At 62.1% G+C, this 13516-nt stretch carries 12 protein-coding genes; 10 read left to right on the top strand and 2 right to left on the bottom strand.

Going from position 1 to position 13516, the window contains the following annotated elements:
* The first annotated feature begins 6 nt into the window (after nucleotides 1–6).
* From ACO07W_RS02745 to ACO07W_RS02700, 10 genes are all read left to right on the top strand, one after another.
* Nucleotides 7–3864 carry a type I polyketide synthase gene (locus ACO07W_RS02745; RefSeq protein WP_421845779.1) on the top strand — a complete coding sequence of 1286 codons (3858 nt, stop codon included), beginning with the start codon at nucleotides 7–9 and terminating at the stop codon, nucleotides 3862–3864.
* A 41-nt stretch (nucleotides 3865–3905) separates the two neighbouring features.
* Entirely contained in the window at nucleotides 3906–4913 is a 1008-nt protein-coding gene (gene paaA, locus ACO07W_RS02740) for a 1,2-phenylacetyl-CoA epoxidase subunit PaaA (protein ID WP_421840517.1), read from the top strand.
* Entirely contained in the window at nucleotides 4910–5224 is a 315-nt protein-coding gene (gene paaB, locus ACO07W_RS02735; protein WP_421840515.1) for a 1,2-phenylacetyl-CoA epoxidase subunit B, read from the top strand. Before paaA ends, paaB begins: the two co-directional genes overlap by 4 nt.
* Nucleotides 5221–5985 (top strand): 1,2-phenylacetyl-CoA epoxidase subunit PaaC, encoded by a 765-nt coding sequence (gene paaC, locus ACO07W_RS02730; RefSeq protein ID WP_421840513.1) that lies wholly within the window; start codon nucleotides 5221–5223, stop codon nucleotides 5983–5985. The genes paaB and paaC overlap by 4 nt, the downstream gene beginning before the upstream one ends.
* Nucleotides 5982–6467, top strand: a complete 486-nt coding sequence (locus tag ACO07W_RS02725) for an iron-sulfur cluster assembly protein (protein WP_421840511.1) — start codon at nucleotides 5982–5984, stop codon at nucleotides 6465–6467. The genes paaC and ACO07W_RS02725 overlap by 4 nt, the downstream gene beginning before the upstream one ends.
* A gap of 140 nt (nucleotides 6468–6607) precedes the next feature.
* Entirely contained in the window at nucleotides 6608–7210 is a 603-nt protein-coding gene (locus tag ACO07W_RS02720; RefSeq protein ID WP_421840509.1) for a 2Fe-2S iron-sulfur cluster-binding protein, read from the top strand.
* A gap of 12 nt (nucleotides 7211–7222) precedes the next feature.
* Nucleotides 7223–7990 (top strand): SDR family oxidoreductase, encoded by a 768-nt coding sequence (locus ACO07W_RS02715; protein ID WP_421840507.1) that lies wholly within the window; start codon nucleotides 7223–7225, stop codon nucleotides 7988–7990.
* Nucleotides 7991–8036: 46 nt separating this feature from the next.
* Complete coding sequence (locus ACO07W_RS02710; RefSeq protein ID WP_421840505.1) at nucleotides 8037–8879, top strand: tryptophan 2,3-dioxygenase; 843 nt, start codon at nucleotides 8037–8039, stop codon at nucleotides 8877–8879.
* On the top strand, nucleotides 8872–9708 hold the full coding sequence (locus ACO07W_RS02705; RefSeq protein WP_421840503.1) for an alpha/beta fold hydrolase: 837 nt from the start codon (nucleotides 8872–8874) through the stop codon (nucleotides 9706–9708). The genes ACO07W_RS02710 and ACO07W_RS02705 overlap by 8 nt, the downstream gene beginning before the upstream one ends.
* The gene (locus tag ACO07W_RS02700) at nucleotides 9698–10930 is read left to right on the top strand and encodes an aminotransferase class V-fold PLP-dependent enzyme (protein ID WP_421840501.1); all 1233 of its coding nucleotides are present in this window, start codon (nucleotides 9698–9700) and stop codon (nucleotides 10928–10930) included. The genes ACO07W_RS02705 and ACO07W_RS02700 overlap by 11 nt, the downstream gene beginning before the upstream one ends.
* Before the next feature lie 187 nt (nucleotides 10931–11117).
* On the opposite strand, the gene asnB is transcribed toward ACO07W_RS02700, so the two are convergent.
* Both asnB and ACO07W_RS02690 read right to left on the bottom strand, forming a co-directional pair.
* Nucleotides 11118–12959 (bottom strand): asparagine synthase (glutamine-hydrolyzing), encoded by a 1842-nt coding sequence (gene asnB, locus ACO07W_RS02695; RefSeq protein WP_421840499.1) that lies wholly within the window; start codon nucleotides 12957–12959, stop codon nucleotides 11118–11120.
* Between the two features lie 49 nt (nucleotides 12960–13008).
* The gene (locus tag ACO07W_RS02690) at nucleotides 13009–13509 is read right to left on the bottom strand and encodes an SRPBCC family protein (RefSeq protein WP_421840497.1); all 501 of its coding nucleotides are present in this window, start codon (nucleotides 13507–13509) and stop codon (nucleotides 13009–13011) included.
* Nucleotides 13510–13516 lie beyond the last annotated feature (7 nt).

The raw sequence follows: 13516 nt of genomic DNA, 5'->3' as shown, positions 1-13516 counted from the left end.
AGTCGTATGACGAACGACGGATACGGTGATTCCGCGGTTGCGGTGATCGGCATGGCGTGCCGGTTTCCGGGCGCGGAGAGCGTCGGGCAATTTTGGGACCAATCGCTGAGCGGGACGGTGGCCAGCCGGGAAGTGACCAAGGACGAGTTCTCCCGCGTGCTCGGTGACTCGCACGACGAGGCGTGGGACAACCCGAACCTGGTGAAGACCTGTTTCCCTGTCGCGGCCTTCGACCGCTTCGACCACGAGTTCTTTGGATACACTCCGTACGAGGCGGCAATCCTCGATCCGCAACAACGCGTGCTGCTGGAAGTTGCCTACCAGGCGCTTGAGGCTTCCGGCCATATCCGCGACCGGTCCCGGACCCCGATCAGCGTGTACGCCTCGGTCGCCGACAGCAGATACCTGTCCTCGTTTCTGTACCCGAAGTTCGGCGGCGGGCCGGGCACCGTGGAGCTGATGCACGCCTCCACGGCCAACTCGGTCGGGACGGCGGCTCCGCGGGTTTCGTATCACCTTGGCCTCACCGGCACAAGCCTCTCGGTCCACACTGCGTGCTCTAGCTCCCTCGTCGCCATTCACCTCGCCTGCCAGGACTTGCTCGAATACAACTCCGACACCGCGCTTGTCGGGGCCTGCTCTATTAACCCGACGGTCTTCGCAGGGTACGTGTACATCCCAGGGGGGCCGTTCTCTCCTGACGGGATATGCCGCCCCTACGACGCGAAAGCTAACGGCACGGCCCCTGGCGATGGCGCGGCGGCGGTGGTCCTCAAGCGATTAGAGGACGCGATCCGCGATTCGGACCATATCCATGCCGTCATCAGGGGCAGCTCGGTCAACAACGACGCGAGACGGAAAGTGGGATTCAGCGCGCCGAGTGTTGCGGGCCAACACGAGGTGATCGACAACGCGTTGGCCAGTGCCGGCGTGATGGCCGAAACCGTCGGCTACATCGAGGGCCATGGCTCGGCAACCGCGCTGGGCGACTCGATTGAGGTCGCCGCGCTCACCCAAGCGTACGGTGAATCCACGGGCCGGAGGAACATCTGCGGACTCGGGTCGGTCAAAGGCAATATCGGCCATTTGAGCGTCGCGTCAGGAATCGCCGGGTTTATTAGGGCGACATTGGCCGTCGAACGTGGCTTGATACCGGCCACCGCGAATTTCGAAGCCGAAAACCCCGAGCTCCGGTTGGGCGACAGCCCGTTTTGGGTCTCGAAAGACTCGATGGCGTGGAACTGTCCCGGCGCGCACGGGCGCCGCGCTGGGGTCAGCTCGTTGGGCATCGGGGGCACAAACGCACATCTCATCCTCGAACAGTTCCGCCCCGAGGAGGACGTCGTCTCGCCCGGCATCCCGGTCGCGCATGGCGAGCCCGCATGGGAGGTCATCCCGGTCAGCGCCCACACCGCGGACAGCCTTCGCAACAACCTGCGCGCCCTGGCCGATTACCTCAAGCAGCGCGAACACGCTTCCTTGAGCGACGTTGCGGCCTACGTGCGCTCGCATCGCGAGCAATTCAGGTATCGCTCCGCCGTCGTCGCGGACTCACGCGAGGGTGCGGCGGCGGCGCTCGCGGACCAATCTCGCCGCGGCGTTTTGCCGCTTGCAGCCGATGGCGTGAAAGTGTGCTTCGCTTTTCCCGGTGGGGGAAGCCAATACCCTGGCATGGGCCGAGAGCTCTATCGCTCCATCGAGCCTTTCCGGGCTTCGGTGGACGAATGCGTCCGGCTGCTTGGCGACGACGGCGCCAAGATCCGAGACTCATTTCTGCGCGACACGGAGATGCTGCAGTCGGAGGGACTCGTCGCCCTTGCCGTGGTGGAGTACAGCCTGGCCCAAACTCTCATAGCCCACGGAATCGAGCCAACGGTGATGGTCGGGCATTCTCTCGGCGAGTACGTCGCGGCGTGCCTGGCCGGAGCGTTGAGGCTCGAAGACATGTTGTACCTACTCGCAGAGCGGTGCCGGTTGCTCGATCGAGTTCCCGGAGTCTCGGTGAGCGTTCCTTTGGCCGAAGAGGACATTCTGCCGCACCTCACCGCAGGTGTGTCGCTGGCCGCTGTCAACACCCCATCGTCCTGCCTCGTCTCGGGGGACGAGGCGTCTGTGGCCGCATTGGAGAGGAAACTACTAATCAAGGGAGTGCAATCGCGGAGGATCGCCCTGACCATCGCGCCGCATTCGCATTTGCTCGACAATCACCTCCACGTATTCCGCGATGCTGCGGCGACAGTTGCCCCGCGCGAGCCCGCGCGCCCATACGTGAGCATGCTCGAAGGCAGATGGGCGGGATCGGAGCAACGGATCGATGCGGAATACTGGGTGCGCCACCTGCGGTCGACAGTTCGGTTCGCCCAAGGCGCGCACACGCTCTTCGGGACGGGCGGGGCGGCGAAACCCGACCTTATCCCCGACGTGGTGGTCGAAATCGGCCCTGGCGACACGTTGGTCAAATTTCTCAGGGCCAGCGTCGGCGAGCAGGCGCAGTTCGCCGATGTGCAGACGATGCGCAAGGCGAAGGGCAGCAATCCGGACACCCGTATGCTCCTAGCGAGCCTCGCCGCCTTGTGGGAACAAGGCGCGGCAGACATGCCGCCCAGAGCGGCCGTACCCCGCAACCGACTTGGCGGGGATTACCCGCGGTACGCGTTCGACCGGGTCAAGGCGTGGGTAGGCGACGGAACGCGGACCGCGCGCGCACGGCAGGCCGAGGAAGAACGCGTGTACGACGCGAACAAGGCTTTCCATGAGCACGACCTCGGTGAGCGCGAATTCGAGCGCCTCGCCGCCGAGTACCGCGTCGATGTGTCGCGGCGCGAAGAATACCGAGTGGTCTACGACCTGTGGAAGAAACGACTGGGGAACATGCGCGCGTCGGTCACGGGAAACTTCTTCGACCTCGGGGGAGATTCCATGCAGGCGGCGCTTCTGGCCGCTGAGATCTGCGAGAAAACGAAATTCTCGATGACCGCACAAGCGGTGATCGAGAACCCGACCCTGCGTGGGCTCATCGGATTTCTCGTCGAGCGGCCGGGCGAAGACGGCTGCGCTGAGAAATTTCCGGTGCTGCTCAGCCTCAGGCAGGACGGCGACCGGCCGCCGCTGTTCTGCTTCCACCCGGGTAGCGGCATCTCGTGGGCGTACCTCAAACTGCTCAAGTTTTTCGAGGAGGGCCAGCCCGTGTACGCACTGCAGTCCACAGGGCTGGACGAAAGGTCATACGTCGCGCACAGTTTCGACGCGATGGTTCAGCAGTACATCGGCCTCATAAGTTCGGTCTGGCCGAGCGGGCCGTACCGACTGTTCGGCTGGTCTTACGGCGGTGTCGTTGCCCACGCGGTCGCCGAAAAGCTGCTGCGCGCGGGTGAGGATGTCGATTTCGTGATCATGGCCGATAGCCCCGCCCCCGCGACCTTCCCGACCGACGAAGAAGCCGTCGTTGGCATTGTCGAGTCGTTCATGGGGCGGTTGCTCGATGCGCAAGATCCTGCTGCCGATGTCACCGCCTTGCTGTCCTATGACGATTTGACACGGATCCGAAACGTTGTGCGCAACAACATCTTGGTCGTCAGCCAGTATCGGCCTGCAAGGTTGGATTGCGAAGTCCATTTCATCGATGCAATGCGAGCGGACGAGACAGATTCGGACTGTGTTGACCCGTCGGGTCTGCCGGATAAATCTGCGGCCTGGCAAGAATATTGCGCGCACGAATTGCTGGTTCACGGCGTCGATTCCGACCATCACACCATGCTCGAGGGGGACAGCCTGAACGCTGTGGGAGCCATCCTCCAGGACGTGTTGGCCGGTGGGGACAGAGTCGTTGCCGCAGCGGCAGACCGGGCGGCAGGCTCGCGGTGACCAGGACACAAACCAGGGCTTGAGCGAGGCCCGATCTCCATGTGGAACGCAGTGCCGAGCCGATGGGAACGAACGTTATGGAAGAAGTGTACGAACCGGAGGACGCGTTGCCGGTCGAGTACTCGCGGACGCTGGAGAAAGTTATCATGCAGCACGCTCATTCAGAGATCGTCGGCATGCAGCCCGAATCTGACTGGATCCTGCGCGCGCCGTCGTTGCAGAAAAAGATGATCCTCGTGGCCAAGGTTCAGGACGAGGCTGGTCACGGTCTTTTGCTCTATTACGCGGCTGCCACGCTGGGGATCACGTATGAGGCGTTCATGGGGGAATTCCTCAAACGGCAGGTCCGGCATTCAGCGGCTTTCGACCACCCGAGCCTGACGTGGGCAGACGTCGGGGCTATCGCTTGGTTAACCGACGGGGCGGCAAGCGTCAACCAAAGGCCACTCTGCCGCACCTCTTACGGCCCCTACGCCCGCGCGATGCAGAAAATATGCCTTGAGGAGGCGTTCCATGTCCGGCAGGGCTGGGAGTTGCTGCGCGAGCTGGCCCACGGCACCGACGAGCAACGCCAGATGGCGCAGGACGCGGTCGACCGTTGGTGGTTTCCCGCATTGGCCTTCATCTTCGGCCCGCCGGACACCTTCGTCGTGCCAGACCCAAGCGGTGGGGAAACAGGCTCTGTCGCGTTCACGGCCGCGACAGAGAACGGCATCAAATGGAGAATCCGATTCCATTCGAACGATCAGTTACGGCAAAAATTCATCGACCTCGTTGTGCCGCAGGCGAAACAACTCGGGCTTTCGCTCCCGGACCCGGCGATCGCTTGGGACGAGCAAGCGGGGCATTATCGCTACACGCCGATCAGCTTGCGCGCATACCGAGATCTCATTCGAAAGACCGAACAGTGCTCCCAAGAACGGTTCGAACGTAGGAAAAAAGCCCACGAGGACGGGGCTTGGGTGCGCGCGGCGTTACGCCAGACGCAGTCGGCGTCCACGCGAACGATACGACGTGGAACGCCGGTCCACGCCTTGGAGGAGCAGTGACCATTCACGATTCGCTCATACAGTGGGAAGTGTTCATTCGTTCTCGAAAAGGAATAGCCCACCAGCACGTTGGCGCCATTCTCGCCGTATCGCCAGAGCATGCCCATTACAACGCCCGTGCGCTGTACGCGCGCAGAGGGGAGCCGGCTTCCGTGTGGGTCGTGCCCTCCGAGACGATCTACAACGGAGAGACCGAGAAATACGAGTCGTATTTCAACAATGTACGGAGCAAGCCGTTTCGGAACGCGGGAAAATATTCGCCCATATCTACGGAAGAGCGGCTATCGCCCGGCCGCGACACGGCGCAATGAAAGTCCAGAGCGCGCTTCTCGAGTTCACGCTGCGCTTGGCGGACAATGCACTGGTCCTGGCCCAGCGGCTTTGTGAATGGATCACGCGCGCGCCGGTCTTGGAAGAGGAGATGGCTCTCGCAAATATAGCCATCGATCTGCTCGGTCATGCGAAAATGCTGTACGGGGAATATGTCGCCCAAGAAGAAGGGTGCGGCGATATCGACGCGCTAATTTTCGGCAGGGAGCCCCACGGGTACAAAAATTACACAATGCTCGAAATCCCGAACGGCGACTTCGCCAGGACTATCGTCCGGCAATTGTTGTACACGACCTACTGCTGGCACCTATACGAAGACCTTTCGCGCTCCCGCTCGGAGTTCTTCGCGCAATACGCACGGGCCGCGCGATTGGACAACGAGAACCATTTGGCGCATGCCAGACAATGGGCGAAGGTGCTCGCCACAGGGACGGAGGAGAGCGGCGAACGTCTCCGAACCGCAGTGTTCGACGTCGCTCCGCACGCGAATCAACTTTTCGAAGAGGACGCGGCGCTTTCGACGATGATCGAGAAGGGCATAGCGGGCGACCCTAAGCGTTTCTACGGGAAATGGCGCGCAGACGTCGAAAGTGCGCTCGCCGAAGGCGACATCGTGTTTCCCGATGTCCCCGGGGTGCACGCCAGCGCTGCGGTGAGCCCCGATGCGCACACTGATGGTTTTGGCGACTTGATCGACACGATGCAGTCGGTGTATCGGAGCGGCCAAGGAGGATCCTGGTGACCCCGCAACCCGTGTTCGACGCTCCCCAGGATGTCCTCGACGCGTTTTCCGCGCTGGCAGACCCCGAACTGCCCTTCATGACTATCGAGGATATGGGCATGCTGCGGGGTGTCCGAGTGATCGGAGAAGCTCACATAGAAATATCGATTCTTCCGACGTATGGGGGCTGCCCCGGTTTCTGGGAAATAGAGAAAAACATCGTCGAGAAGGCGAGGAGTCTGGGTTTCGGCGAGGTCACGGTCAAACGGGTTCAGGACGAAATCTGGGATGCGGACCAGATCACGGAAAACGGTCGGAATAAATTGCTCGACCGCTCTATTCCGCTCGAAACGCCTGGAGTCGACACGCCGTGCCCCCACTGCGGGTCCAAGGATATGGCGAGCGGGTCGAGATTCGGCCTGACGCTCTGTCAGTCGTATCAGGTGTGCGGGAGCTGCGGCGAAATGTTTTCCATCGTCAAGTCGAGGGGGTGCCGCCGGTGAAGCAGCCGTATCCGGCTCGTCCCGAGCGCCTGGATTCTAGGAGCGACTGGAATGTTCTGATCACGGATGCCCGCGGAGCCGTCGCTGTCGAGCCCGTTCTCAAAAAGTTGACCGAAGACAGGGGCCGCAGGACCGTCTTGATGTATTTCGGCGCGCGGCGGGGTTCGAGCAGGGTCCACAACAGCATTTGCGAACTTAAAGACCAGCATCTCAGCACGTTCAGCATCGTGCATGTGCAGTCAGGCGGCGGGTACGCCGCGGGCATGCAAACGCCTGCGGAGTTTCGGGACACGTTGACCGCGTTCGGCTTCCGAGACACTGATCGCCTCGCCTTCTATGTGTTTGGCGAGGAAGAATTCGTAAAGATTGTGCGGTATTCAGCGCGCGCCTTGGGTTGGGAAGCCGAGGTTTCCTCGTCTGCCACCGAGCTGCTCGAGGCGAAGCCCTCGCCGCCAGGTGGCCATGGGACGGTCAGCCTGCGCGTCCGATACCGGGGCAGAAATTACGCCGTCCAAGCGCCTGCGGGCAAGCCGTGCCTTGGCGCGATCGCGGAGACCGTCCATGATATTCCGTTCTCCTGTCTGAAAGGCCTGTGCGGAATGTGCGTGGCCAAAGCCGAAGAAGGAAAGTTTCAGATGCGCGCCAACTATGTCTTAACAGAGAGAGATATCGAGGACGACTACATATTGACGTGTCAGGCCGTTTCGTTAGACCCCGTTGGCGTGATCGATTTCGATGTTTAGGAATAGGCAGGCATGAGTTTGTTACAAGGGAAGATTGCCGTGGTCACTGGCGGAACCCGCGGCATTGGGCGTGCGATCTCTGTTGAACTCGCCCGACGCGGCGCGTATGTCGTGATGCATTTTGGCCGGGATGAGACTGCTGCGGACAAGGCGGTGCAGCTGATCCGGAGCGCCGGCGGCGCATGTTCTGCCGTGCGGCAGGAGATCGGCACGTCCGATGTTTCCGCCGATCTTTGGAGGAAAATCCTCGCATCGCTGGAGAAGGCCGGTTTGCCCGCTGCCGTCGATATCTTAGTGAACAATTGCGGAATCACCTTGCCTCGCCATATAGAAGCCGTGCAGGAAGACGAGTTCGATAAAGTTTTCGCAATCAACACGAAAGCGCCGTTTTTCATCGCGAAGAATGGTCTTCAGAATATCTGTGACAACGGAAGGATTGTAAATATCTCTTCTGGAGTCACGCGCTTCGTCTTACCCAGGATTATCGCGTATTCCATGACGAAAGGCGCTCTCGACACCTTCAGCACGACGCTCGCCTTGCATGTGGCTCCCAGGGGGATCACGGTGAACAGTGTCTCGCCCGGTTTCACCCAGACAGACATCAATCCGACACTGAAAGACCCGAAAATGATGGCGGAGGCGGCAGCCGTCTCCGCTTTCGGCAGGATCGGCCAGCCACAGGACATAGCGCAGATCGTGGCATTCCTCGCGTCGGACGATTCCCAGTGGATCACGGGGCAGATCATCGACGCGAGCGGAGGGGGTTTCTTGGGATTTTGAATAGATGCCGACAGAAAACACCCGAGCTCGACAACGGAGAAAAGTCATGTACGCGAACGCTCTTGCCAAGGACGTGAACACGGCGAGGGATGCAAGCCCGCAACCCCAGTCGCTCACCTACGAGGAGTACATCAAACCGACGGTGTTGCGGTCTCTACAAGACTGCATCAGCGATTCCGAGGATGAAATGGCTTTCATCGTCGTTACGCAGATCACGGAATTGTTCTTTTCCCTCTTGGTCCACGAATGGTCCCTCGCCAAGACCGCCTTCCTGAGTGGGCGTCTCGACCACGCGCAGCGGTGCCTGCGCCGGAGCTTGAACGCTCTGAAATCGTTGCTGGCCAGCTGGGAGCCGATAGCACGGCTCTCGCCCCACGAGTTCGGGGCTTTGAGAAAATCGTTTCAGACCGCGTCGGGCGCGGACTCGCACGCCTACCGAGAGATGGAGGTTTTGCTTGGCAAACGGAACGCCTTCCTGGCGGCGAAATTCCAGAAGGAGCCGCCCCATGGTTCGAAGTTTTCTGAATTCTACGATTCGCCGTCCCTCTACGACGCCGCGCTCCTTTGCTTGGCGGAACAAGGTTTCGCTGTCCCCGACGAGGTGCTGCATCGAGATTTCACGCGACAGCACGAGCCGTCCGAGCAGATCGCGAAGCTTTGGGCGCATATCTATTCTTTCCCGCAAGATCATGCCCTCTTCCGAATCGCCGAGCAGCTCACGGACATCGCGGAGGCGTTTCGCCAGTGGAACTTTCACCATATCGCGATCACACTGCGCCTCATCGGTGAAAAGGTCGGCAGCGCAGGGACGTCGGGTGTGCAGTACCTCATTAATGCGGCTCGCGATCCCTTGTTCCCAGAAATATGGGAGGCGCGTACCCATGTCTGACGTCATCTCGGCCCCGGATCCTTCCGCCGCGCCAGTGAAAACTCCTGAGGCCCTCGCCGAAGAGGCGCGGGTCATCGGCCTCAAGCCGAAACTGGCCCCTGCGCACGAGCGATACGGAAACTTGCCGCACCAGGTCTTCGACCTGTGGCCTGCCGAAGACGAGGATGCCCCCGCTGTCGTGCTCCTGCATGGCGGGTACTGGCGCTACAACCGTCTGCACATGACCCCCTACGCGGCCTACCTCGGCTCGCAAGGATTCCGCGTATACCTTCCGGAATACGCCCGATCCGGCATGTCTGAGTCCTTCGAGGCGTTGTACGACGACCTCGTCCTTTTCTTGGACACGGTGTTCGATTCCGGGGACTATCTGTTGGCGGGTCATTGCTCAGGCGGGCAGCTGGCGCTGTGGTGCGGCACGCGACGTTTTTTCCCGCAGAGGCATCGTTGGCATGCTTCGGCCGGTCCGCGCGGGATTCTCGCGCTCGCACCGATCACCGACTTGCAGAACTCGATCGACACAGGGCTGAGCGACGGAGCGGCCCTGGCGATGTTGTGTGGCCCTGACGGCATGGCGGAGAAACTTGCGCTGGTCGACCCGTTGACCCGTCTCGCGACGTACGGAGCGACAGGCGTGCGTACCGTCCTGCTGTATGGCACGAAGGACGCGGAAGTGCCTCCAGCGCAGTTCGTCCACTACGCCGAGACGCACGTCGGCCTGCGGACAGTGGTCCTTGAGGATGTGGGCCACTACGTCTTGGTCGAACCGGGGTCCGCGCCGTGCGACGTTTCCCGCGACCTGTTGAGGGAGCTATTTCACGATGCGCGCTAGCCCGTCGACCGAGACGTTCCGCGCATTGGCGGAGGAAGCCGCCGGGCTCGACGCCCGGTACGACGGCCTGGCAGACAGAAGATGGTTCGCTCTGCCCGACGACGTGGTCTACCTTGACGGGAACTCGCTGGGCCCGCCTGTCTCATGGCTCCCGCAGCGGTTGCGTGAACTGGTCGAGGACCAGTGGTCGGGGGATTTGATCGCCTCATGGGAGCAGCACGGCTGGTGGGAGGCTCCGGCCAGGCTCGGCGACAAGATCGCCCCGATCATCGGGGCGCACTCGGGCGAGGTCGTCGTCGGCGACTCCACGAGCGTGCATTTGTTCAACGCCCTCTGCGCGGCGTGCCGACGCGCCGCGAGCCGTGACGTCATCTTGGTTGACAAGGACGACTTCCCGACTGACCGGTACATGGCCCACTCGATCGGGCGACTACTCGGGCTCCGGGTCGTCGAGTCTTCCTACGCGGAATTCCCCAGCCAGATTCAACAGTGCGCCGACTCGCTCGCGGTGGTGCTCTCGTCCACGGTGGACTACCGCTCGGCGGAGTTGCGGGATATGGGCCTGCTCACGGAGCTCGTGCACAAAGCCGGAGGATTGGCGATCTGGGACCTCTCCCACGCGGCCGGGGCGTTGCCCCTTGATGTCCGCGCCGACGGCGCGGACTTCGCCGTCGGCTGCACCTATAAATTCCTGTCAGGCGGGCCAGGTTCTCCCGCGTACTTATACACCTCGGCCCGGATCGCGGATCAGTTGGATTTTCCGCTCACAGGGTGGGCCGGACACGCCGCCCCGTTCGACATGTCTTCGGTCTGGCGGCCGCACCAGGGCGTCCGATCCGGACGAATCGGCACCCCCTCCATGCTCGCGATGGCGACGTTGGAGGCGGCATTAGAGATTTTCGACCGCGTCGCATTATCGGATGTGCGGGAGAAAAGCACCTCGCTGACTGACTTCTTCATCCGTGCGTTCGACCGGCTGCTGCCCGAGGGAAGCTTTGCGCTCGCCTCCCCACGCGAGCCTGCCGCGCGGGGGAGTCATGTCTCACTGCGGCACGACCGGGCACAGGATCTGGTCCTTGCGCTCGCGGCCGAACGGGTGGTCGTGGATCACCGTCAACCGGATTTGCTGCGGTTCGGCTTCAACGCGTTGTTCAATACCCACGTCGAGGCGCTCGGCTCGGTGTCGGCGCTTCGCGAGATCGCCGTAGAGAGCAGCACATGAGACTGATGGATACCACGGTGATGTCCGTCAGGGCCGTTCCGGTGCCAGCCGGTGCAGCCAACCGCGACCGGGCCGTCGATCGTCACCCCGCTGGGACGTCTCACATTTGTACTTACCGAATGTAATACGACTATTCCCGTACCGTGATCACGCCCAAGGTGCGAGATCCTCATTTGAGGATTCCAGATCACGAGAGCTTGATCGTTGGGCGATAGGTGTCCAACCAGACGGACATGTCCAGCACGCGCTCAAACGCCTCTCGCTCGTCAGACACGACCGCCGCCGCTTCCCGGCGCACGGCCGTGTTAAGTGCTGCACGGTCGAAAAAGTCCAGCGCTTGGTGATCCTCGGACAACAAACCACTTACCTGACGCTGCAAGGCGTCTACATACTGCAGCTGCTGAGTAGTCGGGTACATCGACTTGACGCGGTCGACCACTGCGGCAGGCAGCGTGTCGCGGACCGCGGCACGCAGCAGGCTCTTCTCCTGGCTGCCAAAAGCCTTGATCGACCACGGGGTGTTGAACACGTACTGGATCAGCCGGTGATCGCAGATCGGCACCCGAACCTCGAGGCCGACCGCCATGCTCATCCGGTCCTTACGATCCAGCAGCAACGCCAGTAGAGCGGTCAGGTGGACGTAGCAGAACTCGCGCATTCGACGCTCATGCGGATCCTCGCCGTTCGGTTCGGGCAGATCACCCACCGCTTCCGCCCACCGCTGTGTCATATACGTGGGCAGATCGAGCGTCTGCGCGAAGAAATCGGTATTGATCAGCTTGGTTGGGTGAACCCTTTCGCCGAGAGTGGAGGCGGTCACCCACGGGAACAGCGGAATCTGCTGCACGACCGGCATGTGGAACCACGGGTAGCCGCCGAAGATCTCGTCCGCAGACTCGCCGGACAGGGCCACCGTCGAATGTTCGCGAATCGCCTTGAACAGCAGGAACAGTGACAAATCCGCCTCGCCGAAGCCGAACGGCAGATCGCGCGCCCTGACCACGGCCTGGCGCACCGCGGGATCGGACAACTCCCGGTAGTCGATCCGTATCTCGTTGTGTAACGTGCCGACATGCTCGGCGACCTGTCGAGCGAACGGTGCATCCCGAGAACCGCGCATCTCGTCAGGGAGGAAGGTTTCCGGTTGTTCGAAGTCGACCGCGAAGGTGCGGGCCTGCTCACCGGCCTCGGCCATGCGCCGACCGGCCAGAGCCGTCAGCGCGCTGGAGTCGAGCCCGCCGGACAGGAGCACACACTGGGGCACATCGGCGTAGAGCTGGCGGCCGACACTGGCCTCCAGCAGCTCCCGCACACGGCGTACGGTCGCCTCCATATCATCCCGATGCTCGGTGACCTCGAGTCGCCAGTAGCTGCGCTCGCGCAACCCGGATCGGTCGACGATTACCAGACTGCCCGGCCGTACCTCACTCATGCCCGCCCACACGGACCGGCCCGGCGCCTTCACGAACCCGAACAGGTCGCGGAACCCGTCGGTGTCTACCACCGTCTCGACCAAAGGATGGGCCAGGATCGCCTTGGCCTCCGAGCCGAACAGAACGCCGTCCTCAGTCTCAAAGAAATACAGCGGTTTAATGCCAAGCCGGTCGCGCAGCAGGATCAGCTTGTCCGCGCGTGCGTCCCAAATGCCTAGCCCGTACATACCGTCGAGGTGGTCGGCAACCTGCTCACCCCACTCCAAATAGCCGCGCAGCACGACCTCGGTGTCGCTGGCGGTATGGAAGTTGTGTCCGCGACTGCGCAGCTCATCCCGCAGCTCACGGAAGTTGTATATCTCTCCGCTATAAGTCAGCACCACCGGGCCATCCGGTGTGTCGGCGGTCATTGGCTGCACGCCGCCCTCGATGTCAATAACGGCCAGTCGGCAATGGCCCAGAGCCGCGTTGCCCGCCACCCAGGCACCCTGGGCGTCCGGGCCGCGCCGAGCCATCGTGGCGATCATCGCGTCGAGCGCGGGCCGCTGCGTCTCTAGATTTTGTCGGAAGGCTATCCACCCGGTGATTCCACACATATGTGCTATTCCCTGAGAGTTTCGTCGTTCGGTTCAAGAGCGCTGCAGGTCAGCGATTGCTGTCGGCCAGATACGTGGCCAGCCCGTCGATGTGCGAGCGGCAGGTCGGCTCGAACATGAACCGGTCCAACGCGTTTTGAAACAGCGACCATGGCCGCTTCAGCTCGGCCGCCCAGCGCCAACTGAGCCGCGAACCGCACTCGGTGTCCTCGACCGCATAGTCTTCGACCAGGTGCCGGAACATTCCGAGAGTGTCCTCGACACCGGTTAGGGTCTTGCGTTTGCCTTCGTCCCAGCGAAAGAAGCGCTCGCGCAGCATGAAACCGCCACGCATCTCGATCTCGCGGGTGGCACCGACACTGAATGGGCGTGGTGAGGTCCAGGTGAGTCGCTTCAGGCCCTTGGTCCAGGCTTGCACTCCCTCGCCGGTAAGCGCCGCCCAGGTGTCCTCTGCCGGGTAGGGCACCTCGACGGAGTGGGCGTGGCACAAAGTGGCAGTGCCGAACAACGCGTCGTCTGCTTCATCGATCGGTCTCCAGAGGTTGGGCATCGGGCTC

This window comes from Mycobacterium sp., from assembly GCF_965230835.1.
Classification (GTDB): Bacteria; Actinomycetota; Actinomycetes; order Mycobacteriales; family Mycobacteriaceae; genus Mycobacterium.
The sequence above is the reverse complement of the archived record's forward strand: the minus strand, read 5'-3'. Positions and strand labels throughout refer to the sequence as shown.